The sequence below is a fragment of the Micromonospora sp. WMMD714 genome (assembly GCF_029581315.1).
GTDB lineage: Bacteria > Actinomycetota > Actinomycetes > Mycobacteriales > Micromonosporaceae > Micromonospora > Micromonospora rifamycinica.
Genome location: NZ_CP120744.1, coordinates 3169269 through 3195568, shown reverse-complemented (window position 1 = coordinate 3195568; position 26300 = coordinate 3169269). Strand labels below are relative to the sequence as shown.

16 protein-coding genes are annotated in these 26300 nt (G+C 73.8%); 7 read left to right on the top strand and 9 right to left on the bottom strand.

All coding sequences use genetic code 11. The annotated features are described in order from the left end of the window. Positions 1-83 precede the first annotated feature (83 nt). On the top strand, positions 84-1931 hold the full coding sequence (gene ilvD, locus O7625_RS14205) for a dihydroxy-acid dehydratase (protein ID WP_282346424.1): 1848 nt from the start codon (positions 84-86) through the stop codon (positions 1929-1931). Between the two features lie 29 nt (positions 1932-1960). Here the strand turns inward: ilvD and O7625_RS14200 are convergent, their stop codons facing one another. Together O7625_RS14200 and O7625_RS14195 are read right to left on the bottom strand one after the other, a co-directional pair. Continuing rightward, entirely contained in the window at positions 1961-2533 is a 573-nt protein-coding gene (locus O7625_RS14200; protein WP_282346422.1) for a phosphoribosyltransferase, read from the bottom strand. Between the two features lie 160 nt (positions 2534-2693). Next, complete coding sequence (locus tag O7625_RS14195; RefSeq protein ID WP_282346420.1) at positions 2694-3608, bottom strand: DNA-processing protein DprA; 915 nt, start codon at positions 3606-3608, stop codon at positions 2694-2696. Positions 3609-4040: 432 nt separating this feature from the next. On the opposite strand from O7625_RS14195, the gene O7625_RS14190 reads away from it, so the two are divergent. Continuing rightward, positions 4041-5438 (top strand): stress response protein, encoded by a 1398-nt coding sequence (locus tag O7625_RS14190; protein ID WP_282346418.1) that lies wholly within the window; start codon positions 4041-4043, stop codon positions 5436-5438. Positions 5439-5550: 112 nt separating this feature from the next. Here the strand turns inward: O7625_RS14190 and O7625_RS14185 are convergent, their stop codons facing one another. The 4 genes from O7625_RS14185 to O7625_RS14170 all read right to left on the bottom strand — a co-directional run bounded on the left by O7625_RS14185 (position 5551) and on the right by O7625_RS14170 (position 12412). Beyond that, entirely contained in the window at positions 5551-7215 is a 1665-nt protein-coding gene (locus O7625_RS14185) for a SulP family inorganic anion transporter (protein ID WP_282346416.1), read from the bottom strand. After that, positions 7212-7556, bottom strand: coding sequence for a metalloregulator ArsR/SmtB family transcription factor (locus O7625_RS14180; protein ID WP_282346414.1), 345 nt, complete (start codon positions 7554-7556; stop codon positions 7212-7214). Before O7625_RS14180 ends, O7625_RS14185 begins: the two co-directional genes overlap by 4 nt. Before the next feature lie 134 nt (positions 7557-7690). Next, complete coding sequence (locus tag O7625_RS14175; protein WP_282346412.1) at positions 7691-9697, bottom strand: FAD-dependent oxidoreductase; 2007 nt, start codon at positions 9695-9697, stop codon at positions 7691-7693. A 144-nt stretch (positions 9698-9841) separates the two neighbouring features. Beyond that, positions 9842-12412 carry a glycoside hydrolase family 2 protein gene (locus O7625_RS14170; RefSeq protein ID WP_282346410.1) on the bottom strand — a complete coding sequence of 857 codons (2571 nt, stop codon included), beginning with the start codon at positions 12410-12412 and terminating at the stop codon, positions 9842-9844. A gap of 340 nt (positions 12413-12752) precedes the next feature. On the opposite strand from O7625_RS14170, the gene O7625_RS14165 reads away from it, so the two are divergent. Next, on the top strand, positions 12753-13772 hold the full coding sequence (locus O7625_RS14165; protein ID WP_282346408.1) for a LacI family DNA-binding transcriptional regulator: 1020 nt from the start codon (positions 12753-12755) through the stop codon (positions 13770-13772). A 55-nt stretch (positions 13773-13827) separates the two neighbouring features. Here the strand turns inward: O7625_RS14165 and O7625_RS14160 are convergent, their stop codons facing one another. Beyond that, entirely contained in the window at positions 13828-16410 is a 2583-nt protein-coding gene (locus O7625_RS14160; RefSeq protein ID WP_282346406.1) for a sensor domain-containing phosphodiesterase, read from the bottom strand. A gap of 188 nt (positions 16411-16598) precedes the next feature. Between O7625_RS14160 and O7625_RS14155 the strand changes: the two genes are divergently transcribed. Further along, the gene (locus tag O7625_RS14155; RefSeq protein ID WP_282346404.1) at positions 16599-16973 is read left to right on the top strand and encodes a PH domain-containing protein; all 375 of its coding nucleotides are present in this window, start codon (positions 16599-16601) and stop codon (positions 16971-16973) included. Positions 16974-17071: 98 nt separating this feature from the next. Here O7625_RS14155 and O7625_RS14150 read toward each other — a convergent pair whose 3' ends face one another. Then, complete coding sequence (locus O7625_RS14150) at positions 17072-17998, bottom strand: 2-hydroxyacid dehydrogenase (RefSeq protein WP_282346402.1); 927 nt, start codon at positions 17996-17998, stop codon at positions 17072-17074. A gap of 166 nt (positions 17999-18164) precedes the next feature. On the opposite strand from O7625_RS14150, the gene O7625_RS14145 reads away from it, so the two are divergent. From O7625_RS14145 to O7625_RS14135, 3 genes are all read left to right on the top strand, one after another. Next, positions 18165-19970, top strand: coding sequence for a SpoIIE family protein phosphatase (locus tag O7625_RS14145; RefSeq protein WP_282346400.1), 1806 nt, complete (start codon positions 18165-18167; stop codon positions 19968-19970). Between the two features lie 121 nt (positions 19971-20091). Continuing rightward, a complete protein-coding gene (locus tag O7625_RS14140; protein WP_282346398.1) occupies positions 20092-21255 on the top strand; it encodes a PQQ-dependent sugar dehydrogenase in 1164 nt (387 codons plus the stop codon). Positions 21256-21390: 135 nt separating this feature from the next. Continuing rightward, positions 21391-23025: a metallophosphoesterase gene (locus O7625_RS14135; RefSeq protein ID WP_282346396.1), complete on the top strand. Its 1635-nt coding sequence runs from the start codon at positions 21391-21393 to the stop codon at positions 23023-23025. An 852-nt stretch (positions 23026-23877) separates the two neighbouring features. Here the strand turns inward: O7625_RS14135 and O7625_RS14130 are convergent. Beyond that, the gene (locus O7625_RS14130; protein WP_282346394.1) at positions 23878-26235 is read right to left on the bottom strand and encodes a transketolase C-terminal domain-containing protein; all 2358 of its coding nucleotides are present in this window, start codon (positions 26233-26235) and stop codon (positions 23878-23880) included. Between the last annotated feature and the right edge of the window lie 65 nt (positions 26236-26300).

Genomic DNA, 26300 nt, shown 5'->3' with positions numbered 1-26300 from the left:
CCACGGGGTACCGGGTGTGCAACTGTTGGGACACGGGCGCGCGCGGTGGTTGCCGCCGGACGGACGGTGCAAGACTGGTACCCATGCCTGAGCTGCGGTCGAGGACCTCCACCCACGGTCGGACGATGGCCGGCGCCCGGGCCCTCTGGCGGGCCACCGGGATGACCGACGACGACTTCGGCAAGCCGATCGTCGCCATCGCGAACAGTTTCACCCAGTTCGTCCCCGGTCACGTCCACCTCAAGGACATGGGTGGCCTGGTCGCGGACGCGGTGGCCGAGGCCGGCGGGGTGGGGCGCGAGTTCAACACCATCGCCGTGGACGACGGCATCGCCATGGGCCACGGCGGGATGCTCTACTCGCTGCCCAGCCGGGAGCTGATCGCCGACGCGGTGGAGTACATGGTCAACGCGCACTGCGCGGACGCCCTGGTCTGCATCTCCAACTGCGACAAGATCACCCCCGGGATGCTGCTGGCCGCGTTGCGGCTCAACATCCCGACCGTCTTCGTCTCCGGCGGCCCGATGGAGGCCGGCAAGACGGTGGCCGTCGAGGGCGTGGTGCACTCCAAGATCGACCTGATCGACGCGATGATCGCCTCCTCCAACGAGGCGGTCACCGACGACCAGCTCGGCGAGATCGAGCGCTCCGCCTGCCCGACCTGCGGCTCCTGCTCCGGCATGTTCACCGCCAACTCGATGAACTGCCTCACCGAGGCGATCGGCCTGGCCCTGCCCGGCAACGGCTCGACGCTGGCCACCCACGCCGCGCGCCGGTCGCTCTTCGTCGAGGCCGGCCGCACCGTCGTGGACATCGCCAAGCGCTGGTACGACGCCGACGACGCCTCCGTGCTGCCCCGTGCCGTCGCCAACCGCAAGGCGTTCGACAACGCGGTCGCCCTCGACGTGGCGATGGGCGGATCGACCAACACGATCCTGCACCTGCTCGCCGCCGCCCGCGAGGCCGAACTCGACTTCACCGTCGCCGACATCGACGCCGTCTCCCGCCGGGTGCCCTGCCTGGCCAAGGTCGCCCCGAACTCGCCGAACTACCACATGGAGGACGTGCACCGGGCCGGCGGCATCCCCGCCATCCTCGGCGAGCTGGACCGCGCCGGCCTGCTGCACCGCGACGTGCACGCGGTGCACTCCCCCTCGCTGGCCCAGTGGCTCACCGACTGGGACGTCCGGGGCGGCTCACCCACCCCGGCGGCGGTCGAGCTGTTCCACGCCGCGCCGGGCGGGGTGCGTACCGTCGAGCCCTTCTCCACCACCAACCGCTGGTCGACCCTGGACACCGACGCCGCGCAGGGCTGCGTGCGGGACCGGGAGCACGCCTACAGCGCGGACGGCGGGCTGGCCATCCTGCACGGCAACATCGCGCCGGACGGCTGCGTGGTCAAGACCGCCGGGGTGCCCGAGGAGTGCCTGACCTTCCGCGGCCCGGCCAAGGTCTACGAGTCCCAGGACGACGCGGTCTCAGCGATCCTCGCCAAGGAGATCGTCGCCGGGGACGTGGTGGTGATCCGCTACGAGGGCCCCAGGGGCGGCCCCGGCATGCAGGAGATGCTCTACCCCACCTCGTTCCTCAAGGGGCGCGGGCTGGGCCGGTCCTGCGCGCTGCTCACCGACGGCCGGTTCTCCGGCGGCACCTCCGGGCTGTCCATCGGGCACGCCTCCCCCGAGGCGGCCTCCGGTGGCCTGATCGCGCTGGTCGAGCCCGGCGACGAGATCGTCATCGACATCCCGGCCCGGTCCATCGAGCTGAACGTGCCCGAGGACGTGCTGACGGCCCGCCGGGTGGCGCAGGAGAAGCGGGAGCGGCCCTACACCCCGCTCGACCGGCAGCGCCCGGTGTCCGCGGCCCTGCGCGCGTACGCCTCGATGGCCACCTCGGCCAGCGACGGCGCGTACCGTCGCGTCCCGGAGTAGGAGGAGGCCCCGGCGGGCCGGTGGCACGCTCAGCGCTCGACAGCACACACCGTCAGGTCGAACACCGGCTCCTCGATCAGTTTGAGCAGGGGCCGGGACGCCGCGTGTTCCGGGTTGACGTGCCGACCGAGCACCACGACACCTACCGTCGAGGCGCCGGCGGTCTTGAGCGTGTGTGCGAGCGACTGCGCCCGAGAGCCGGTCGTCCAGGTGTCGTCGAGGACCAGGGGTCGAGCGGAACCTGCGGGGCCAGGAAGCCGGACAGTGAACCAGTCGCGCTGGAACCGTCGGGCATCGGGGCCGTAGCGGGGATTCGGTACGGCGGCGAGCCAGGGCAACCCCAGCCGGTCGCCGACCATCTGTTGCAGGGGGTGCGGACCGGGCCGCCCCCGGGTGCTGGGCACGGCGACGACGTGGGTCGGTGCACCGCCCATACCACCGGCCACGCAGTCGAGGTGGTTCCTCAGGAACAGCAGTAGCAGCGCCAGCAGATTCCACCTCGCCTGCGCTGACGCCGGAGTGGACTTGTACGACCGCAGATGGTGATGATGCTGGCCGTTGCGCGGAGAGTACGAGATCGGCACCACCACGTCGGCGAGCAACCCGCCGGACTCCGTGTGCTGCTCCTGACACGGATAGCAGTACGCATAGCCGGCGCTGCGAACTCCTCGGCAGATCGGGCAGACCAGTTCCCCGGCGGCCAGCGGGTTGCGCAGGAAGTTCCGCTGGGTCTCGACATAGCCCCGGACCCTGGCCCAGGGGTCAGAGGTTGGCGAACTCAGGAAAACCCTCCAACTCAGGGGCGGTCGGCACCTGGTCGAGGATGGCATCCACCGCCTCTATCAACTCCATCGTGCCGCGTGCGACGTGGACCCCGGGGCGGTCGGCGAACGAGCGCGCCCAGTCGTGCCGCATGACCTGCTCGGTGAGCACCACCGGACGGCCGTGCTGGAGCGCCAGCCGCGCCTGGATGCGGGCTCCGCTGCGTTCGCCGGCTTCCACGACGACGGTCGCGGCGGCGTAACCGCTCATCACGGCGTTACGCATCGGGAAGCTCTGCTTCGTCGGGGCGGCGTCCGGCCAGAACTGGCTGATCACCAGTCCCACCCCGGCGATGTGCTCCTGGAGCGCCTGGTTGCCGGCGGGATAGTGGCGACGGATGCCGGTGCCGATGACCGCGACCGTGCGCCCACCGGCCGCGAGCGCCGCCTCGTGCGCCGCGGTGTCGATCCCCTTCGCCAGGCCGCTGACCACGGTGACGTCCCGCCTGACCAACGAGGTCGCCACCGACCCGGCTACCTCCAGGCCACGGTTACTGGCTTCCCGGCTGCCGACCACCGCGATCGCACGGGGATCGGGCCGCAGGGATCCCCGCGCGAACAGCACCGGCGGCATCTCCCGGATGTCGCGGAGCTGGGACGGGTAGTCCTCGTCGAAGAAGGCACGGACGGTGATGCCCTCGGTCTGCCAGGCCAGCAGGTCTCCAGCCGCCGCCTCGATGAGCGAGTCGACCGAGCGGGTGTCGGGAAACAGGGTGTCCGCCCCGCCGACCACCCGCGCGAGCACGCCGAGCGCGGTACCGGTTTCCTGGACCTCGTGGGTGACATCAGACCAGCTCAGGTCGGACTGGCGTAGCAGCGCCACCAGCGCCGCCCGTTCCACCGTCGCCCGGTCCATGGGCCTGATCCTAGGTGTCGGCGCGGGTCCGGTGGCCTGCTGGCCACCCGGCGGCGCGGCGGCGACCTCGTCGGCTCCGGATCTTTCCCCCACACGTCGAACATATGTTCCCCGACACGTCACGTCAATCAGGGCTCACGCAGGTCGTCGCCTTCACGACCAGACCGGAGCGGGCTGCGCCGTGGCGATGGGCGGAGCTGCCGGCTCGGGCGAGGCCGATCCACCGGCCGCAGTCCACTACCGGACAGAAGTGTCCTCTTGGCCCAAAGCGGTGATGTCGACCTCTCCGTCTGACGACCGCAGCCGGCCGGGAGGATCGACTGCCCTCCGACCAGGCAGCTTCTTCGGTTCGTTCGCGTCCACAGTCGCGCCGGTTTCTCCCCTGTTCGCCGAGTAACTTCTCGTACCACCGCCTTCACGAGGAGTCATCGCATGTCCGAGGAGACCTGGCTCGCCGCCCGCCTGATCCCCACCTCAGGCATCAACGGCGCAGCGGAGCAGGAACGCCGGGCGACGTCCGCCCTGCTGGCGGTGATGAGCGCGGTACGGGAATTCGGGCGGGTCCTGACCCAGTCCCTCGGTGCGCCGGCCGGCACGGTGCAGACCTTCATCGAGGTGCCCTTCAAACTCGGCACCCAGCAGTTCTTCCCCGACGGCCTGATCCGGGTCACCCGGGGGCAGCGCCAGTGGACCGCGCTGGTCGAGGTGAAGACCGGCAGCAACGCCCTGAAGACCGAGCAGTTGGAGGCGTACCTCGACATCGCCCGGGAGCAGGGCTTCGACGCCCTCGTCACGATCTCCAACGAGATCGCGCCCGTCCCGGGCCAGCATCCCACCGCCGTCGACCGCCGCAAGCTGCGCAAGGTCGCCCTGTACCACCTGCCCTGGACCGAGATCCTGACCCAGGCGGTACTCCAGAAGGAGTACCGCGGCGTGGCCGACCCGGACCAGGCATGGGTCCTCGGCGAGCTGATCAGGTATCTGGAGCACCCCCGCTCCGGCGCGCTGGAGTTCAGCGACATGGGACCGGCCTGGGTGCCGGTGCGCGACGGGGTCTCCGCCGGGACCATACGGGCGAACGACAGCGGCGCGGCGGAGGTGGCCGGCCGCTTCGACGCGCTGATCCGCTACGCCTGCCTGCGGCTCGGCCGGCAGCTGGGCACCGAGGTCACCCCCGCGCTGAGTCGCCGGGATCTCGCCGACCCGGCCGCTCGCAGCCAGTCGCTGGTGAACCAGCTCGTCACCACCGGGAGCCTGACGGGCAGCATCAGGATTCCCGGGGCGGTCGGAGCACTTCAGGTCACGGCCGACCTGCGGGCCGGGCAGATCGTCTGTCATGTCGACGTGGACGCTCCCCGCTCCGGTCGCCCGACGACGAGGGTGAACTGGCTGGTCCGGCAACTGAAGGATGCACCGGACACCGTGCGGATCGAGGCGTTCGCCATGCATGCCCGGGGCGGCGGTGCGACCGATCTCCTGCGCCGGGTACGCGAGGAGCCCACCACGCTGATCGCCGATCCGTCCCGCGAGCTGCGTGCCTTCCGGGTCGCCCAGAGCACCCCGGCGGGCACCAAACGCGGCACCGGCCGGGGCGCGTTCATCGACTCCGTGCTGCACGCGATCGACGACTTCTACGAGCAGATCATCCAGAACCTGAAGCCGTGGATGCCCGCACCGCCCCGGCTGCGTACGCCCGACGACGTCGCGCCGGTGCAGCCGGTGGCAGCCAGTCTCGTCTCGACCGCCATCTCGTCCCAGGACAGCCCGGACCTCGACCCACCGTCCGGGGCGTCGGCACGCCATGAGCCCGTCGGCCGGTCAGAGCAGTGAGGCCGGCTTGACCGGCTCCATGTCGGCGATGTAGCGGTATCCCCGGGTGGGGACAGCGCTACATCGGCCCCGAAGAGTCGATCAACCGCCAGCCGGCGCACGCCGGCTGTCGTCAGGTGGTGACGGTGCCGTGCAGCAGCTCCCGGGCGTGGGCGATGGCGGCCGGGGTGTCGGCGAAGACCAGTCCGTCGCGGCGTAGCTCGTCGGCCACCCCGAGGGTGGCGAGCACCTGGTCGTGGTCGGGGGTGATGCCGGAGATCAGCACGGTGATCCCCCGGCCCCGCAGTCGTCGGACCGCGTCGCCGAGCACGTGCGCGCCGGTGGCGTCCAGCGCCGACACCCGCGACATCCGCAGAATGACCACCCGGACGTCGGCCACCTCGGACAGCTCCAGCAGGAAGGTGTGCGCGGCGGCGAAGAACAGCGGCCCGTCCAGCCGGTACGCCACGATGTGCTCGGCCAGCAGGGCGTGCTCCTCATCGCTGTGCTCGCCCTGATCGAGCGGGACCTGTTCGAGCCGGGCGCTGCGGGCCACCGCGCGCAGCGCGATCACCACCGCCACGGCCACCCCGACGGCGACGGCGGTGACCAGGTCCCACGCCACCGTGACGACGAAGGTGAGCACCAGCACCAGCGCGTCGCCCCGGGTGGCGCGGGCGAGCGCCCACAGCGCGCCGGCCTCGACCATCCGGACCGTGGTGGCGAGTAGCACCCCGGCCAGCGCGGCGAGCGGGATCCGGCCGACCAGCGGGGCGGCGACGAGGACGATCGCGGCGAGCGCCACCGCGTGGGTGAGGGCGGCCAGCTTCGAGGCCGCCCCGGCGCGGACGTTGACCGCCGTACGGGCGATCGCGGCGGTGGCCGGGATGCCGCCGAACAGCGGCGCGGCCAGGTTGGCCAGGCCCTGACCGAACAGCTCCCGGTCCGGGTCGTGCCGTTGCCCGATGGTCATCCCGTCGGCGACGGTCGCCGACAGCAGGCTCTCCAGCGCGGCGAGCGCGGCCACCGCCAGCGCCGACGGCAGCAGCACCCCGACCGCGCCGGGGTCGAGGAAGCCCAGCGTCGGCCTGGGAAGCCCCTGCGGCAGCGCCCCGATCCGGACCAGGTCGACCGGGGCGGTCTCCGCGAGCACCGTCGCGGCGGCCACCCCGAGCAGCGAGAACGGCAGGCCGGGTCGCCAGCGTGCGCCGAGCAGCATCAGCGCCGCCACCCCGAGCGCGACCGCCAGCGCCACTGGCCGGGGGTGTACGGCGAACCGGGCGACGGCGTCGGCGGCGACGGCCCACACCCGGTCGCCGTGCGCGTCGGTCACGCCGAGCGCGGCGGGCAGCTGTTGCAGGGCGATGACCACGGCGATGCCGGCGGTGAAGCCCTCGATCACGGGGGTGGGCAGGTAGCGGACGTACCGGCCGAGGCGGGCCAGGGCGAGGGCGATCAGCAGCAGCCCGGCCAGCGCGCCGACCATCAGCACCCCGGTCGGGCCGAACTGCTGCACCACCGGCACCAGGACCACGGTCATCGCCCCGGTGGGGCCGGAGACCTGGAGGTGGGAGCCGCCGAAGACGGCCGCCACCGCCCCGGCGACGACAGCGGTGACCAGCCCGGCCTGGGCACCCAGCCCGGAGGTGACGCCGAAGGCGAGGGCGAGCGGCAGGGCCACCACCGCCACGGTCAGCCCGGCGGTCAGGTCCCGCCGGGGTGCGCGGCGTACCGCCTGCCAGTCGGCCCGGTCAGGCAGCAGGCCGAGGACCCGGTCGGCGACGGCGGTGGCACTCACCGGCCGGACCGGGGCGGTGAGCTGCGGAGTTCGTCGAGGAGGGCGTCGCGGTCGGTGAGGACGGTGCCGAGGATGCGGCGGCCGGCGGCCAGCAGGTCGGCCACGTCGGGGGTGCTCAGCGAGTACATGACCAGCGGGCCGTCCCGGTAGGAGGTGACCAGGCCGGCCCGGCGCAGCACGGCGAGCTGTTGGGAGAGGTTGGACGGCTCGACCTCAATGACGGCGAGCAGGTCGCGGACCGGCTTCGGCCCGTCCTGGAGCAGTTCGAGCACCCGGATCCGCACCGGGTGCCCGAGGGTGCGGAACAGCTCCGCCTTGGCCTGGTACAGCGGGACCGACACGCGTTGACCTTCTCCCGGTCGAAGTCATGAAGACTTTAGCACTTGCAAAAGTCTTCAATTCACCTGTCGCGTGGTTCGTGACTTCCGCTTCGGCACCGGGTCGCGTGGCGTACCCCCGGCGGACCCGCCGTGGTTCAGGCCGGCAGGAAGCGGACCGCGTCGGCGACGACGTACCCGTCGGTGCCCTCGGTACGGATGAGCACGCTGCCCGCCGTACCCGCCGGGAACTGGAAGGTGCCCAGCGGCACCCACTGCCCGCCCGACGTGCGCTGGTCGACCAGCCGGGTGGTCACCCCACCGCCGTGCACCACGTCGACCGGGACGTTGCCGGCCCGGTTCGGGTCGGCCGTCCAGCGCAGCTGGACGGCCCAGCTCCCGGCCGTCGGCAGGGACGGGGTGAAGCGCATCCGGTTGACGCCCTTGCCGGTGTTGCCGTCGTGCTCGTAGTCCGGCCCCCAATAGCCGCCGATGGCGGTGCTGGCCACCCAGACGCCGGCCCGGGTGACCCTGGCCGACCGGTTGTCCACCACGATCTCGCCCTCGGCGGTGGGCGGCCAGCTCAGGATCTGCCCGTCCCGACGTAGCCGGGCCTGGAGGGCGGCGACGTCGACCTGCTGCACCGGCACCCCGGCGTCGACCGCCAGCACCGCCGCCGTCGCCGCGGACTGGGCGAGGATCATGAAGACCGGTTCCATCCGGATCGAGCCGTAGGCGATGTGACTGGCCGACAGGCAGACCGGGACGAGGAGGTTGGCGCACTGCCCGGCGGTGGGCACGATCGACCGGTAGCTGACCGGGTACGGGCCGGACACCCCGACCTGCACGTCGCCCTCGTTCCTCACCAGCCCGTCCACCACCACCCGCTGGCAGTTGTGCGAGTCCATCGTGTAGCTGGCCAGACCGACCGCGTCGGCGACCCGGACCGCGCCCCGGCAGTCCCGCTCGGTCATCACGTACGCCGACACCATCCGGCGGGCCTCGCGGACGTAGAGCTGCGGCGGCCACCCGCCGGTGGCGGTGAACTCGTCGGCGGCCAGACCCCAGCGGGCCACCCCCGCCCGGACCGGCTCCGGCAGCCGGGGGTCGTTGGCCAGGAACCACATCAGCCCCTGCTGGTACGTCAGGTGGTCGGCGACCATGCTGTCCCGCTGTGCCCAGGTCGCCGTCGGGTAGGCGTGGCTCGCGCCGATGAAGTCGGTGGAGAACGCCCCGGTGTTGTTCGAGTCGGTCTTGCCGCCGCCGACGCTCTGGGTGGTGAAGAACGGCCCGGTGTAGCCGGCCCGCACGTACCGCAGCAGCAGTTCGTAGTCGGCCGGGTCGTAGCCGGCCGGCTGCGGGAACGGGATCCGGCCGGCGGCCTGGGTCAGGCACATCCGGAAGTTGTACGCCTGGATCCGGTCGTCACCGGTGCCGTTCGGCGCGACCGGGCCGGCGGAGATGCCGGGGAGCAGCCCGCTGGCCGGGTCGCCCGGCACCACGTACGGGTCGACCGGCAGGGTGAACTGGTGCGCCCCGCGTAGCTGTACCCCGTTGACCGTCTCGCCGTACCTGGTGTTGGCCTCGCGCCCGACCGTGTACGACACCCCGGCGGCGGCCATCAGGTCACCCTCGTAGGTCGCGTCGACGAACATCGGGCCGGTGAAGAATTGCCCGTTGTCGGTGACCAGGCCGGTGATCCGGTCACCACTGCGCTGCACAGCGGTCAGCCGCGCGTTCAGGTAGACCGGGATGCCGTGCTCGGTGAGCAGGTCCGCGCAGACCCCGGCGGCCACGTGCGGCTCGAACACCAGCCGCATCGGCGAGTCGGGGGCGACCGGGACGCCCTGGTACCGGGCGTACACCCGGCGGTAGAACTCCGCGGCGATACCGCCGATGGCGGCGCTGGTGCCGCTGTCGGTGTAGCCGAGCCCACCGGTGGTGAGCCCGCCGACGTGGTCACCCGGTTCGACGATCACGGCGGTCCGCCCCAGCCGGCGCGTCTGCACGGCGGCCACGATGCCGGCCGCGGTCGCGCCGTAGACCACCAGGTCGGCGGTGACCGTGCCGGCGGCCAGGGCGGGCAGCCCGGGAGTGGTGCCGGCGACGACGAGGGTGGCCCCGCCGAGGCGGAACAGGTGCCGGCGGCTGAAGGTGGACGACATCACGGCTGCCCTTCGCAGACGAGGGAAGGAGCGCGCCGCCGCACCCGGAATGCATCGACCCTTGCGGATCGAATCGGGGCTGTCAAGGGGCGACCGGCGCCCTCCTCCCCCGCACCGGACGGGAGGAGGACGCCGGCCCGCCGGTCAGCCCGCCACCGGGGCCGCGCCGTCCGGGCGGTCCGCGGCCGGGACCAGGCCGCCCGGTCGGTCCGCCGCCGGGGCCGCGCCGTCGACCAGGTCGTTGACGCAGCGCAGCACCGGCCGGGCGGTCAGCGCCGCCGGATCCAGCGGCGCACCGCAGGTCACCGTGAAGGTGGCCGACTCCCCCGGCAGCAGGGTGACCAGTGCCGCGTCGACCTCGGCCGTCGGGTCCAGCCGGTCCGGGAAGAGGGTCAGGTCGCGCAGCACGGTCCGCGCGGTGACCCGGACCCGGTGACCCCCGTCGACCTGCTGGACCGTCGCCTCGTAGCGGGCCGCCGGCCAGTGCGCGTCCCGGTCCTCGGCGAAGAACCACAGCGCCCGCTCGGCGGTGTCCCCGGCCTCGGCGACCAGCAGCTCCCGGCGTTCCTCGCCGGCCGCCGCCAGGTCCGTCGGCAGTAGCAGCGTCACCGCCGCGTACGCCGGCACGTCGAGCTGGTACCCGGTCGTCGCCCTCGGCTCGCCGGCCAGGGTGCACCGGGTCACCGTGACCGGGGACCGCCACGGGGTGCCGGTCTCGTTCACCGCGACCAGGGCCAGCCCGCCGTCGCGGGGCTGCACGGTGAGCAGCCGGTCGGCGTACGCCCGGCGCAGCGCGTACCACAGGGGCTTGCGGCGGCCGTCACCGTCGACGGCCGACCAGGAGGTGACCGGCCAGCAGTCGTTGAGCTGCCAGACGATGGTGCCGGAGCAGACCTCCCGGTGGGAGCGGAAGTGTTCCACCCCCAGTTGGATGGCCCGCGCCTGGTTGAGCTGGGTCAGGTAGTGCCAGTCGTCGAAGTCGACCGGGGCGGGCAGGTGCGCGTCGAGCCCGCGTTGCAGCTTGGCGTCCCCGTCGGCCGCCTTCTGGTGGTGGGCCATCCCCGGCGAGTCGTGGGCGAGGGGCTCGTCGGAGAGCGCCCGGCGCAGCGTCGCGTACGCCGGGGGCGCCTGGTAGCCGAACTCGGCGACGAACCGGGGGACGTACTCGCGGTACCTCGTGTAGTCGTCGGTGTTCCAGACGTCCCAGATGTGTGTGGTGCCGTGTGCCGGGTCGTTGGGGTGGATCGCCTCCACCCCCGACCACGGGCTGCCCGGCCAGTACGGGCGGGTCGGGTCCAGCTCGCCGACCACCCGGGGCAGCAGGTCGAGATAGAAGCCCCGCCCCCAGCTGCGCCCGGCCAGCGGCTCCCGCCAGCCCCAGTCGTGCCAGCCCCAGATGTTCTCGTTGTTGCCGGTCCAGAGCACCAGCGACGGGTGCCCGGCCAGCCGGGTCACCTGCTCCCGGGCCTCCGCCTCGACCTCGGTGCCGAACGGCTCCTCCTCCGGGTAGGCCGCGCAGGCGAAGAGGAAGTCCTGCTGCACCAGCAGGCCGCGCTCGTCGGCGAGGGAGTAGAAGTCGGCCGACTCGTACCGGCCGCCGCCCCAGACGCGCAGCAGGTTGACGTTGGCGTCGGCGCCCTGGGTGAACCGGTGGGCCAGCCGGTCGCGGGTGATCCGGGTGGGGAACGCGTCGTCGGGAATCCAGTTGGCCCCCCGCACCAGCACCGGCACGTCGTTGACGTGCAGGGTGAACGGGGTGCCGTGGGCGTCGGGGGTGGTGTCCAGGCGGACCGAGCGGAAGCCGATCCGCTGCGACCAGGTGTCCACCGGGGTGCCGTCGGGCGTCGACAGGTGCACCGTCAGCGGGTGCAGCGGCTGTGCGCCGTACCCCCGGGGCCACCACAGCTCGGGGTCGGCGACGGTGAGGGTCAGCGCGGCCGTGCGCTGCCCGGCCGCGACGGCCGTCTCGCCGGTCACCCCGGCGACCTCGGCGCGGACGGTCAGCGGCAGGTCGGCCACCCGTTCGACCTCGACGTGCAGCTCCACCCGCCCGTGGCCGTCGACGACCGTCACCAGTGGACGGACGACACCGAGCCGGGCGGTGGACCAGGCGTGCAGCCCGATCTCCTGCCAGATCCCGGCGGTCACCAGCGTCGGCCCCCAGTCCCAGCCGAAGTTGCAGGCCATCTTGCGGATGAACGCGAACGGCTCCGGGTAGGCGTTGGGCCGGTCGCCGAGCCGGTCCCGCTGCTCCTCGGCGTAGCGGTACGCCGCGTCGAACCGGACGGCGAGGGTGTTCTCCCCCGGCCGCAGCGCCGACCGCACGTCGAACCGGTACGACCGGTGCATGTTGGCGGTCCGGCCGACCTCGACGCCGTTGAGGGTGATCGTGGCGACCGTGTCCAGCCCGGCGCAGACCAGGTCGATCCGCTCGTCGTCGCCGGGTGCGTACCCGAAGGTGGTCGCGTACTCCCAGTCGGTGCGGCCGATCCAGGCCAGCGCCGTCTCGTTGGCGTCGAGGAAGGGATCGTCGATCAGGCCGGCGGCGAGCAGATCGGTGTGCACGCAGCCGGGCACGGTCGCCGGCACCGCCCGACCGGCCACCGTGTCGGGCACCTGCGGCCCAGCCACCGCCCGCAGCCGCCAACCCTCGTGCAACGCCTGCCGAGTCACGACCCCACCGCGCCTTCGCTGCTCCGGACAGCCCCAACACATCGAGGGATGTCAACTGAACCGGATAAGTGAAGCCACCGTACGGGCCACCCCCAACCCTGTCAACGGTGTTCCCCACCGGCGGTCACCGGACCTCGGACAGGGGCGCGGAGGGCCTGTCTGAGCAGCGTCGCCGGGCAGCCCGACCCGCCACCGCACCACCGCGGAGGCGGCGGCCGGCCACTCTGCTTAACCGGACAAGTGGATCGGCCACCGCTACCGGCTGGATTCCACCACGGCCGGCGGCACCGGTCACGCCCGGCACCGGTAGCGTGGGCACCGCCGGCCGATCCCGGCCCCGCGTACCGCCTGCCCAGGCCGCGAGAAGTGGAGGAACCCGCCGGTGAAGCGGCCGACCATCGCCGACGTCGCCCGACGCGCCGGAGTGTCCAAGGGCGCGGTGTCGTACGCGCTCAACGGGCAGCCGGGCGTCTCGGAGGCCACCCGGCAGCGCATCCTGGCCATCGCCGCCGAGATCGGCTTCAGCCCGAGCAGCGCCGCCCGCGCGCTCTCCGGCGCCACCGCCGACGCCGTCGGCCTGGCCCTGTGCCGCCCGGCCCGGATCCTCGGCATCGAACCGTTCTTCATGGAGCTGATCAGCGGCGTCGAGGCCGAACTCTCCGCCCGGTCCTACGCGCTGACCCTCCAGGTGGTCGCCGACCAGGAGGCGGAGATCGCGGTCTACCGGCGCTGGTGGGCCGAGCGGCGGGTCGACGGCGTCCTCGTCTGCGACCTGCGCACCGACGACATCCGGGTACCCGCCCTGGAGGAGCTCCAGCTACCCGCCGTGGTGATCGGCGGACCGGGGCACACCGGCACGTTGGCCAGCGTCTGGTCCGATGACGCGGCGGCGCTGGCCGAGACGGTGGAATACCTGGTCGCGCTCGGTCACCGCAAGATCGCCCGGGTCGGCGGGCTGCCCGCGCTGCGGCACACGGAGATCCGCACCGACGCCTTCGCCGAGGTCTGCGGCCGGCTCGGGCTCACCGAGGCGGCGACCGTGTGGTCCGACTACACCGGGGAGGAGGGTGCCCGCGCCACCCGGCGGCTGCTCAGCTCGGCCCAGCGCCCCACCGCCCTGATCTACGACAACGACGTGATGGCCATCGCCGGGCTCTCCGTGGCCCAGGAGATGGGGCTCGGCGTCCCCACCGACCTGTCCATCGTGGCCTGGGACGACTCCCCACTGTGCCAGCTCGTGCACCCACCGCTGACCGCGCTCAGCCGGGACATCCCCGCCTACGGCGCGAACGCGGCCCGCCAGCTGCTCGCCGTCATCGCCGGTGAGCCGGTCGGCGGCCTCCAGGACGAGACGCCACACCTGACCCCGCGCGGCAGCACCGCACCGCCCCGACCGAGATGAACCGGTTCAGTGGACCGGCCGGCGGCGGCCCGCTCAACGGAGTTCGGCGGCCCGCTCAACGGAACGCCGACGGGAACTCCGCGAAGTACGCCTCGACCCGTTCGGCGGTCGCCGGACGCGCCAGCGCGAAACCCTGGCCGTACCGGCAGCCCGCCCGCGTTGCCCGGTCGACGTCCGGCTCGGACTCCAGCTCCGCCATCACCACCGTCACCCCCAGCCGCTCCCCCAGGCCCACCACCACGTCGATCAGCGGACGCGTCCCCTCGTCCGGCCCGACCGGCTGCGGCTGCACCTTCAACAGGTCGATCGGCAGCCGACGCAGCCGGGTCAGCGAGGCGTGCTCGGCCCGGAAGCTGTCCAGCGCGGTGCGTACCCCCATCGCCCGCAGCCCGGCCAGCCGGGCCACCACCATCGACAGGTCCGCGCCCAGCCCCGGTTCGGCGATCTCCAGCACCAGCCGTTCCGCCGGGACGCCGTGCCCGGCCAGCACCGTCGCCACCCGGGGCACCAGATCCGGCGCCAGCAGCTCGGCCAGCGTCAGGTTGACCGCCAGCCACAGTTCCCGGCCGCCGTACGACCAGTCGGCGAGCTGCCGGCAGGCCCGGTCCAACACCCACCGGCCCAGCTCACCCAGCAGGCCCAGATCCTCGGCGACCGGCAGCAACTCGGCCGGCAACACGGTGCCCAGCACCGGGCTGCGCCACCGCAGCAACGCCTCGATGCCGGCCGGCCGCCGGTCGGCCAGCGCCAACACCGGCTGGTAGACCAGGTCCAGCTCTCCCCGGGCCGCCGCGCCGGGCAGCTCCCGTTCCAGGTCCATCCGGCGGACCAGCTGCTCCTCCAGGCAGGCGTCGTACCACTCGACCCGGTTCCGGCCGAGCTGGACGGCCCGGCGGCGGGCCAGGTCGGCCTGGCGCAGCACGTCCTGCGGGTCGCCTCCGGTCAGCTCGGCCAGGCCCACCGCGACCCGGAGCCGGGCCATCCCCGTCGGCACCGGCCACGGCTCGGTCAACGCGGCCAGCAGCCGCTCACCCAGCGCGTACGCCGGCACCGAGGCGGCGTCGGTGACCACCGCGAACTCCGTGCCGGACAACCGGCAGACCAGATCGCGCGGGCCGACCACGTCACGCAGCCGACGGGCGGTGGTGACCGTCAGGGTGCCGCCGTCCACCCCCGGCCCGGGGGCGTCCTGCGCCGGCGGGCAACCGTGCACGTCGACCAGGAGCAGCGCGCCGGGCGGGCCGGCCCGCTCGCCGAGCACCCGGAGCAGCTCCTGCCGGTCGGCCAGGCCGGTGAGCGGGTCGGCGGCGGCCACCCGACGCAGTTCCCGCTCCAGCCGACGGCGGTCCCCGACGTCCCGGACGTGCAGCACCACCGCGGCCACCTCCGGCACGTCGCGCTGGTCGCTGACCGTCGACTCGATCTCCCGCCAGGCACCGTCACCGGCGCGCATCCTGGCCACCAGCAACGGCGGGCCGTCGTCCTGCGGCGGCGCGGCCAGCCGGGTCAGCACACCGGGAGCGTCGTCCGGGTGCAGCAGGTCGGCCAGCGCGAGCCCGCACACCTCGCTCCGGCGCAGCCCGAACCAGCGCTCGCCGGCCGCCGACAGCCAGTGCACCCGCAACCGGTCGTCGAGCACCAGGATCAGGTCGCGGCCACCCGAGACCAACGTCCGGAAGTACGCCTCCCGGGCGGCCAGCCGACCCGCCCACCGCCGGTCGTCGGTCGCGGAGATCAGCTCCCGGCCCACCAGCGGCGGGATCACCGCCAGCCCCAGCAGGACGGCGGTCGCGCTGAAGCCCCCGACGACCGCCAGGTGACCGGCCGCCGCCACGGTGGCCACCGCCGCCGGGGCGGTCACCCGGGGCCAGGCCGGCGGCGGACCGGCCGGGCCGGGCGGATCCCCCGCCGCGACCCGGGTCATCCCGGCGGCGGTCAGCAGCGCCCCGCCGACCAGCACCGGCACGAGGGTCAGCAGCGTCACCGCCGGAGCCCGGTAGGCCTCCAGCGCCACCAGACCGGCCAGCCCCAGCAGCACGGTCGCCGCCCCGGCCCGGCAGCGGGCCGCCCCGGGACGACGACGCCGGTCGGCCAACGCGCTCACCAGCAACCCGGCCAGCCCGGTCGCGCCGAGGACGGTCACCACCCGGACCACCGGCGGCACCGGGCCGGACGGCACCAGCACCCAGCCGGCGAAGAGCAGCGCGGTGCCCAGGCCGAGCACGTCCACCCCACGCCGCAACCGGGCGCGGGGCGTCGACCGGGAGTGGCCGGGCAGCAGGAGAAGGCCGGCGGCGAACGTCGCGGTGGCCGCGCCGAGCCCGGCCACCGCGACCCCGACCCGCCAGCCCGCCGGCACCAGTGGTGGCACCGCGACGGTCAGCGCGGCCACCGTCACCGCGGCGACGAGCAGGGCGGCGGCGCGGCGGCAGAGCCGGCTGCGCCGGTCCCGGCCGTCGACGGCGGCCAGCCGGAGCAGCCGGCCGACGACCGGGGCGCAACCGCCGACGCCGGCCAGCGCGACGGCCGCCGGCGGTGGGAGGAGACCGGTCAGGCCCACGCTGACCAGCAGCGCGGCCAGCACCGAGGACACGACCGGTACGGAGAGTGGACGACGGAGGAGGGGAGCGTCGGTCACGGCGGTCACCTTCGTGAGGGGGACACGGGCCGGTGCAAGGGGGGTTACCGGTCCAACGAACGGCCATCGCACCGGTTACGCGCCCCGACCGTGACCCGCGTCACCCACCCGCCCGGCCCTCTCGGCGCCGGGAACGGCGCCGACGGCCCGGCCGGGGCTGCCGGGGACCGGGGTGGAATCATCGGGGGGTGAGCCGCGCCGACACCCTCCGTTTCCGGCACCACCAGGCCGTCCTGGTCGCGGCCGTGATCGCCACCATCGGCGCGCTGCCCCTGGCCGCCGCCCGGGCCTACCTGCTGCCGGTGCTGCTCGTCCCGCTGGTCGTCGCGGCCTGGGCCTGGCGCTCGGGCACCGACGCCGACCGGCGCGAGCTGCGGTTGCGGGCACTGGTCGGAAGTCGACGGGTGCCCTGGGAGCAGGTCGTCGAGTTGACCGCCGACCCGCGCGGCCGGGCCGTCGTCCGGCTCGCCGACGGGCAGCAGCTCCCCCTGCCCGCCGTCCGGGGCGTGGACCTGCCCCGCCTGGTCTCGATCACCGGGCAGGCCCTGCCCGACCCCCGCTGAACCGACCCCCACCACCCGTCGCCCCTCGGCCCGGACGGCCTGCGTACCCCGGCCACCGCCCCGCCGGGTGGTCCTGCGCCGGTCCGCCCCGGGCGGTGTCAGTAGCCGTCCTCCACCCGGTTGACCAGCGGCGTACCGGCGGCGAACCGGCGTACCTGCTCCCCCACCAGCCGGTACGCCCGGGGCAGCAGCCCCTTGACCGAGCCGGCGACGTGCGGGGTGAGCAGCACGTTGGGCAGCTCCCAGAGCGGATGGTCGGCCGGCAGCGGCTCCGGATCGGTCACGTCCAGCGCCGCCCGCAGCCGACCGGAGGTCAGCTCGGCGACCAGGGCCGCGGTGTCCGCCACCGGACCCCGTGCGGCGTTGACCAGCAGTGCCCCGTCCGGCATGGCGGCCAGGAAGTCCGCGTCCACCAGGCCACGGGTGGCGTCGGTGAGCGGCACCAGCAGCACCACCACGTCGGCTCCCGGCAGCAACCGCGGCAACTCGGCCACCGCGTGCACCCCCTGGTCCGGCCGGGCGGTGCGGGCCACCAGGGTGAAGGTGACGTCGAACGGGGCCAGCCGGCTCCGTACCGCCGCGCCGATCGAGCCGGCCCCCACGATGAGCACCCGTTTACCGGTCAGTTCGTCGGTCGGCGCGACCCGGTCGTACGCCCACTCCCGCCGGGCCTGGGCGCGGGCCAGCGCCGGGAAGCCGCGCAGCTGGGCGAGGATCGCGGCGACCACCCACTCGGCGGTGCCGGCGTCGTGCACCCCCCGGGCGTCGCACAGGGCCACCCCGGCGGGCACCCGCCCGGCCCAGGCGTCCGCCCCGGCCGAGAGGAGCTGGACCACCGCCAGGTCGGGCAGCCGGTCCAGCATCGTCAGGGTCTCCGCGCCGGCCAGGAACGGCGGCACCCAGAACCGGACGTCCGCCGGGTCGCCGGGCGGGTCCGCCGGATCGGTCCACGGCTGTACGGTGACACCGCACGGCACCGGCCCGAGCAGCTCGACACCGGCGGGATGGGGGATCCATACCTTCACGCGTGCCGACGATAGCCCTCCGACGGCGGGCGGTTCCGAGGGGTCGGCCGACCGACGCCGCACCGGGCGATGTCGCCCACGTCCGCAGGCGACCGTCGGGCGGCAGGGGTATAACCGAGGGTCGGGACGTCGTACGGCGTCCCCCATCACGGCAGACAGGTGGTCGATGACCGAACGCACCGAACGGCCGGCCGTCGACATCCCCGCGCTGGCCGAACCGGGCCGGCTGCGGTCGCTGACCGACACCGGTCTGGACGCCGCGCCGGACGAGGCGTTCGACCGGTTCGCCCGGCTGGTCAGCGACCTGCTCGACGTGCCGGTGGCGCTGGTCTCCCTGGTCAGCGAGACCCGACAGTTCTTCCCCGGCGCGGTCGGGTTGCCCGACCCGTGGGCCGGCCTCCGGCAGACCCCGCTGAGCCACTCGTTCTGTCAGCACGTGATCGACACCGAGATCCCGCTGGTGCTGCCGGACGCCCGGCTCTACCCCCGGGTACGGGACAACCTGGCCGTGCCGGAGCTGGGCGTCGTCGCGTACGCCGGGATGCCGCTGACCGACCTGGACGGCCGGGTGCTCGGCTCGCTGTGCGCGATCGACAGCAGACCCCGCGCCTGGACGAAGGCCCAGCTGCACACCCTGGCCGACCTGGCCGCGGCCTGCTCCTCGGAGCTGCGGCTGCGGATCGCCCTGGACGCGGCCGAGTCGGCCCGCCGGCTGGCCGAGCAGGCGCACGAGCGGCTCAACCTGCTCGCCTCGCTGAGCGAGACCCTGGCCGACACGCTCGACGTGGAGACGGCCGTGGCGCGGCTGGCCGACGCGGTGGTGCCGCTGCTGGCCGACTGGGCCATGGTGACCCTGGTCGACCAGGGCGGCACCCCCCGGTGGGTCACCGCCGTGCACCGCGACCCGGCCCGTGCCGCCGAGGTGACCCGGTTCGGCGCGGTGGCGCTCGACCGGCTCGGTCCCGCCTCGATCACCCGCACGGTGCTGCGGACCGGCCAGCCGGTGCTACGCGGGGTCGCCGACCTGGCCGACGTCCGACAGGCCAGCGATGCCCCGGAGCTGGTCGCCCTCGCCGAACGGCTGGGCTTCGCCTCGCACCTGACCGTGCCGGTGCCGACCCCCGGCCGGGGCGCGGTGATGGGCGTGGTGACCCTGGTCAACGGGCCGGACCGGCGGGCCTTCGACGACGACGACCTGGGTACCGCGCTGGAGATCGGTCGTCGGGCCGGGCAGGCCGTCGGCAACGGCTGGATCTACGGCGAACAGCGGCACGTCGCCGAGGTGCTGCAACACAGCATGCTCCCGCAGCTGCCGCAGATCCCGTGGGTGGAGCTGGTGGCCCGCTACCAGCCGGCCGCCGACCGGGTGGAGGTGGGCGGCGACTGGTACGACGCCTTCGTCCAGCCCGACGGTGACCTGATCGCGGCGATCGGGGACGTCGCCGGCCACGACATCGAGGCCGCCGCGACGATGGGGCAGCTCCGCAACCTGGTACGCGGCAACGCCTACGGGCGCGGTGACCCGGTGGACGAGCTGATGCGGCGGCTGGACGCCACCATCTCCGGGCTGCGCATCCCGACCGCCGCCACGGCGGTGCTGGTCCGGCTCCGGCCCACCCCGGACGGGGTGGCGGTCACCTGGTGCAACGCCGGCCATCCCGCACCGCTACTGGTCACCGCCGGTGGCGACGTACGACTGCTCGACGGCCGGCGGGAGCCGCTGCTGGGGTTGACCCGTCCGATCCCGCGGACCGGGGCGGAGGTGCTGCTCGGCCCCGGGGACACCCTGCTGCTCTACACCGACGGGCTGGTGGAGCGGCGGGACCAGCCAATCGACGAGGGCATGGGTCAGTTGTGCGAACGGGTCGCCGCCGCCGGTGCCCGGCCGACCGCCGAGCTGTGCGACCTGCTGCTCGGCACCGGACAGCGACGCGAGGACGACGTGGCGCTGCTGGCCGTCCGGGCCAGGTGAGCGCCCGGCCGACCGGCGACCGCGGACGGTGGCCGGGCGGGGCAGCCCCCAACGGTGGCCGGGCGGGGCAGCCGTCGGCGGGGGCCGGGAAGGGGCGGATCCGCGGGCTAGGCTGGGCCGGGTGACCGCCCGTCTCCCGTACCCCCGCACCGCCCGGGTCCGCGCGGCCCTGGCGACCTCCGGCGTCGCGCTGCTGCTCACCGGGTGCAGTCTCGGCCCGCCGGAGCCCGACCCGGCCGGTGAGCCCCCCAACCTGCCGACCCCGTCGGTGTCGGCGACCGCCCCCGAACAGCAGGTGGTGGCCACGGTGCTGGCCAAGGGGCTACGGGTGCCGTGGGGGATCGCCTTCCTGCCGGACGGGGCCGCCCTGGTCACCGAACGGGACTCCGGCCGGATCCTCCAGGTCGGGCCGGCGTCGGGGCCGCAGGGGTTGGCGGTGACCCCGGTGCAGACCGTGCCGGAGGTGGCCGCGTCCGGCGAGGCCGGGCTGCTCGGCATCGCCGTCTCGCCGGGGTACGCGCAGGACCGGTCGGTCTTCGTCTACTACACCACCGCGCAGGACAACCGGGTGGCCCGGTTGACGCTGGGCGGCACCCCCACGCCGATCCTCACCGGCATCCCCAAAGCCGGCAACCACAACGGCGGTGGGCTCGCCTTCGGCCCGGACGGGCAGCTCTACGTCAGCACCGGCGACGCCGGTGACCGGGCCGCCGCCCAGGACCGGGCCAACCTGGCCGGCAAGATCCTGCGGATCACCCCGGACGGCAAGCCGGCGGCCGGCAACCCGTTCCCGGGCTCACCGGTCTGGTCGCTGGGGCACCGCAACGTGCAGGGCCTGGCCTGGGACGCCGGTAAGCGGATGTACGCCACCGAGTTCGGACAGAACACCTGGGACGAGATCAACCGGATCGACCGGGGCGCGAACTACGGCTGGCCGACGGTGGAGGGGCAGGCCGGGGACGGCCGGTTCGTCGACCCGATCACCCAGTGGGGCACCGGGGAGGCGTCCTGCTCGGGGCTGGCGGCGACGGGTCGGCTGCTGGCCGCCGCCTGCCTGCGCGGGGAGCGGCTCTGGCTGGTGGAGCTGACCGACGGCGGCACCGTGCTCGGTGCGCCCCGGGAACTGCTGACCGGGAAGTACGGCCGGTTGCGGGCGGTCGTCGCCGCCCCGGACGGTTCCCTCTGGGTCTCCACCTCCAACCACGACGGGCGGGGCGAGCCGGTGCCGGAGGACGACCGGCTGCTGCGGCTGGTCTTCGCCGACGGCGGTGCCGGTCGGAGCTGACGACAAGCCGACGGCGGTGCGGGCCGGAGCTGACGACACGCCGGCAGGCCGGACAGCCGGGCAGGTACCGGGCGGATCGGCCGTCCGTCGGCCGGGTTTGCCAAGATCCTTCACTGGGCAGGTCACAATCTCAGCATGGACGGTCAGGAGAACGAGCAGCGCGGGACCGGGGGCGGCGACGCCCCCACCCGGCGTGAGCGGCGCGGACGCACCTGGTGGCCGGCCGGTCGGTCGGGGCAGGCCCGGCGGGTCGGCGTGGTACTGGCGGTGCTGTTGGTCGCCCTGACCGGAACGGTCATCGGGGTGTTCGCCGCCGGCCGGGTCAGCACCGACATCGGCCCGTTCCGCGCCGACCTGACCCTGGCCCCGGCCGTGCGTGGCGGCACCACCGTCGACATCCCCCCGCTGGGCGCGCTCCAGCTCGACAGTCACCGGGGGCCGACCCACCTGACGGTCGGCCTGGGCGCGCTGGACCAGCGCAAGACCGAGGCGTTGATCGACGACCCGGCGAGCATCAGCCGGGCCAGCCAGTCGGCGGTGACGGACGTCCGCAACGGGGTGCTCCGGCTCGGGCTGCGCACCCTCGGCGGGGCGGTGCTGGCCACCCTGCTGCTGGCCGCGTTGGTCTTCCGGGACACCCGGCGTACCGCGTGGGCCGGCGGGCTCGCCCTGGTGGTCACCGCCGGCAGTCTCGGTCTCGCGGCGGGCACCCTGCGACCGCAGGCCATCGAGGAGCCCCGGTACGAGGGCCTGCTGGTCAACGCCCCGGCGATCGTCGGTGACGCGCGCCGGATCGCCAACGACTACAGCCGCTACGCCGAGCAGCTGCAACGGCTGGTGGGCAACGTCAGCCAGCTCTACACCACGGTGTCGGCGCTGCCGGTGTACGAACCGGCGCCGGGCACCACCCGGGTGCTGCACGTGTCCGACATGCACCTCAACCCGACCGGCTGGCAGTTGATCCGTACCGTGGTGGAGCAGTTCGGCATCGATGTGGTGATCGACACCGGCGACCTGACCGACTGGGGCAGCGAACCCGAGGCGTCCTACGTCGGCTCGATCGGCCTGCTCAAGAAGCCGTACGTCTACATCCGGGGCAACCACGACTCGCCCCGAACGGCGGCGGCGGTGGCCCGCCAGCCGAACGCGGTCGTGCTCAACAACTCGACCACCACCGTCGCCGGGCTGACCATCGCCGGCATCGGCGACCCCCGGTTCACCCCGGACAAGGAGACCTCACCCGCCGGCAGCGGGCTCACCGCCCAGGTCGCCGACCAGGTCATCGGGGCCGGTGAGACGCTCGCCACCACGGTCCGCAGCTCGCCCCGACCGGTGAACATCGCGCTGGTACACGACCCGGCCTCGGCCGGACCGCTCTCCGGCACCTGCCCGCTGGTGCTGGCCGGGCACACCCACGCCCGCCAGATGTCGAAGCTGCCGCAGGTGGCCGGCCAGCAGACCACCCAGCTCATGGTGGAGGGCTCCACCGGCGGTGCCGGACTGCGTGGCCTGGAGGGCGAGAAACCCACCCCGCTGTCGATGTCGGTGCTCTACTTCGACCAGCAGAAACTGCTCCAGGCGTACGACGACATCACCGTCGGGGGCACCGGCCAGGCCCAGGTGAACCTGGAACGCCACGTCATCCAGGAACCGGCGAAGGGCGCCGACGTCCCGGTGACCCCGACCCCGACCCGAGGCGCATCGGAGTCCCCGGCCCCCTCCGGTACCGCTCCGACTCCCACCTCGCCGACCCCCAGCCCGACCAGCTGACCCTCTCCCCCGGCAGGTAGCCGACCCACAACCGACGCCATGCCGGCAGGCTGGACGGCGGCAGGCGTCCGACGGACGTCAGCGGGCGGACGGGCAGGCAGGCAGGCGGACGGGCGACGGCGCACAGCCAACGTCAGCCACGCGACCAGCGCACAACCGATGTCAGGGCAGGAAGAAGGGCTGGGCCGCCGCCGCGCCGCCCACCCGCCACCGATGCTGCCGACGCACAACCGGCGGCGACGGCTGCAGGCCGACCGCCGAGCCTCCGGCACACGAATGCCCCATGCCACCGCCACCCTCCATCAATGTCACGGAAGGTTACTTCCAGGCCGCCCCCACCTATCCGCACCCCGAGACTTTGCTCTGCCGCCCTCACAGCGACAGTGACCTTTAGTAATCGTGCCGGCAATCACGCCGCCTGCATTCAATTCACATTTCCCTGCTCAGGGGCTTGTCGCCTCCACGGCAGCAGAGCAAAGGATGGAGAGCATGGTGTGGGGACTACCAGATCGAACACTGAGAGTGACCTGAGGCGGCATCAGCCAGAGAAGTAACGGAGAGTAGTGGGATCGGCAACATGCTTCGCTGAGGGGCGGCAAGCGTCCGTCCCAGCCAGCACCGGACAGGTCCGCGCCGATGCCGCGCAGGTGACCAAGGTGGTTCAGGCCGGGGAGGGGGTTCCGATGGGGCGGGCGGCGGGGGCGGTGGCTGGCACCGGGCCAAGCGGAGCGGGCAGACGCGAGGGCACGGAGGGGGTGGAGCACGGCAAACGCGAGGCCACGAGAAGGGTGGAGGCACGGGAGACGCGAAGCCACGAGAAGGGTGGAGGCACGGGAAAGGTGAGGGCAGGGGTCAGCGTAGGGACAGGGCGGCCAGCGCGGCGTTGACGATGCTGCCGGGGAGGAGATCGTGCAGCTCGTACAGTTCGCGGACGCTGCCGGACTGGCCGAACTCGTCCACCCCGAGGGGCACCGCCGGCACCCCCAGCGCCGAGCCGAGCCAGGCCATCGCGTGCGAGGCGGCGTCGTGCACGGTCACCAGCGGGGCACGGTCGCCGAAGGCCGCCCGCAACGCCCCCGGGGCGCTCGGCACGGTCGCCGTGCGGACGCCCTGGCGCAGGGTGCGCTGCCAGGCCCGGTACAGCCGGTCCAGGCTGGTCACGTCGACCACGTGCGCGGCGATGCCCTCCTCGGCCAGCTCGGCGGCGGCGGCCAGCGTCTCCGGCAGCACCGCCCCCGAGGCGGCCAGGGTGACCACCGGCGCGTCGGCCAGGTGCGGATACGCCTGGTGCGCGTCCACCAGCCGGTACGCCCCGGCGACCACCTGCCGGCGCAGTACCGCGTCGCCGAGCCGGGTCCGGGCCGCCTCGAACGGCGTCTGGTCCAGCGGGCGGGTGCTCAACCGGAAGTAGTACGCCCCGTCCTCGGCCGGCGCGGCGGTCGCGGCCGGAGCCGTACCCTGCGCGATCTGGCCGAACGCGTCGCAGAGCAGCCAGTCCAGGCTGGTGGCGTACGCCGGTTCGCAGAGGGTGACGCCGGGCAGTTCCAGGCCGACGGAGGCGGTGATGGTGGACTGGTGGGCACCGCCCTCCGGGGCCAGGGTGATCCCCGACGGGGTGCCGGCCACCACGAACCGGGAGCCCGAGTAGGTGCCGTAGAGGAACGCGTCCAGGCCGCGCAGCACGAACGGGTCGTACACCGTGCCCACCGGCAGCAGCGGCTGCCCGGACAGGTCCCACGCCAGGCCGAGCTGCCCCAGCAGCAGGAACAGGTTCATCTCGGAGATGCCCAGCTCGATGTGCTGCCCGGTGGGGCTCTCCGTCCAGCGCAGCATCCGGTCCTCCGACCAGGACCGCCGTTCGGTCGGGGCGAAGACCCCGGTCCGGTTGAGGAACCCCGCGAGGTTGGTGGAGGTGGCCACGTCCGGCGCGGTGCTGACCAGGTAGGGCGCCACCTGCGGGTTTCGGGCCAGCTCCACCAGGACCCGGCCGAAGGCCTCCTGGGTGGAGATCGGCCGCTGCGTGCGTACCCCGGTGGCCTCCGGCACGGTGACCCCCAGCGAGCGTCGGCGCGGCGCGCGGGCCAGCGCCTCACGGCGGGCGCCGGCCCGGATGCCGGCCGGGCTCGCCGGGTCCAGCCGGTCCCACTCGGTCGCGGTGGTCAGGCCGTGCGCCGCCCGCAGCACGTCGATCTGCGCGGGGGACAGCAGCGCCGAATGGTTGCGCGGATTGCCGGCGATCGGCAACCCCCACCCCTTCACGGTGTACGCGAAGACGACGCTGGGCCGGTCGGTCACCGCGTCGCACTGGGCGTACGCGTCGAGCATCGCCTCCAGGTCGTGCCCGCCCAGGTCGGTGACGAGCGGAGCCAACTCCTCGTCGGTCAGGTCGGCGACGAACGCGGCGATCCCGGCCGGCGCACCGTCCAGGAACCGCTCCCGCAGCGCCGGCCCGGTCAGCCCGAACAGCGACTGGTACTGCTCGTTGGGCATCCGGTCTATCCAGTCCCGTAGCGCCGCCCCACCCGGCCGGGCGTACGCCTGGGCGAGCCGGCGGCCGTACTTGACCTCCACCACGTGCCAGCCGGCGGCCTCGAACTGCCCCCGCCACTGGTCGATCCGGATGCCGGGGACCACCCGGTCCAGCGACTGCCGGTTGAAGTCGACCAGCCACATCACGTTGCCCAGGCCGGTGGTGGCCGGATCGGCGACCGCCTCCCAGATGTTGCCCTCGTCCAGCTCGGCGTCGCCGATCAACGCGACGAACCGGGAGTGCGGGCGGGCGCCGAAGTGGGCGTCCACGTAGCGTCGGGTCACCGCGGCGAACAGCGGGGCCGCCGCGCCCAGCCCGACCGAACCGGTGGAGAAGTCCACCGCGTCCGGGTCCTTGGTCCGCGACGGGTACGACTGCAACCCGCCCCGCGCCCGCAACCGCGTCAGGTACGACCGGTCCAGGTTGCCCAGCAGGTACTGGATCGCGTGGAACACCGGGGAGGCGTGCGGCTTGACCGCCACCCGGTCCTCGGCGTCCAGGTGGGCGAACCAGAGCGCGGTCATCGCGGTGACCAGGGAGGCGCTGGAGGCCTGGTGGCCACCGACCTTCACCCCGTCGCCGGTGTCCCGGTCGTGGTTGGCCGCGTCCACGATCCGGGTGGCGAGCCACAGCACCCGTCGCTGGATCTCGTCGAGGACGTCGAGGTCGTGCTCGTTCACGGTCACTCCATCCGGGCGTCGCCGTTGACGCCCTCCGGTGGTGGGGTGCCGCGCGGGTCGCGCGC

Coding starts and splice junctions, on each gene's coding strand:
- ilvD (WP_282346424.1), top strand. CDS start 84: ATGCCTGAGCTGCGGTCGAGGACCTCCACCCACGGTCGGACGATGGCC.
- O7625_RS14195 (WP_282346420.1), bottom strand. CDS start 3,608: ATGGACCGGGCGACGGTGGAACGGGCGGCGCTGGTGGCGCTGCTACGC.
- O7625_RS14190 (WP_282346418.1), top strand. CDS start 4,041: ATGTCCGAGGAGACCTGGCTCGCCGCCCGCCTGATCCCCACCTCAGGC.
- O7625_RS14175 (WP_282346412.1), bottom strand. CDS start 9,697: ATGTCGTCCACCTTCAGCCGCCGGCACCTGTTCCGCCTCGGCGGGGCC.
- O7625_RS14170 (WP_282346410.1), bottom strand. CDS start 12,412: ATGTGTTGGGGCTGTCCGGAGCAGCGAAGGCGCGGTGGGGTCGTGACT.
- O7625_RS14145 (WP_282346400.1), top strand. CDS start 18,165: ATGACCGAACGCACCGAACGGCCGGCCGTCGACATCCCCGCGCTGGCC.
- O7625_RS14135 (WP_282346396.1), top strand. CDS start 21,391: ATGGACGGTCAGGAGAACGAGCAGCGCGGGACCGGGGGCGGCGACGCC.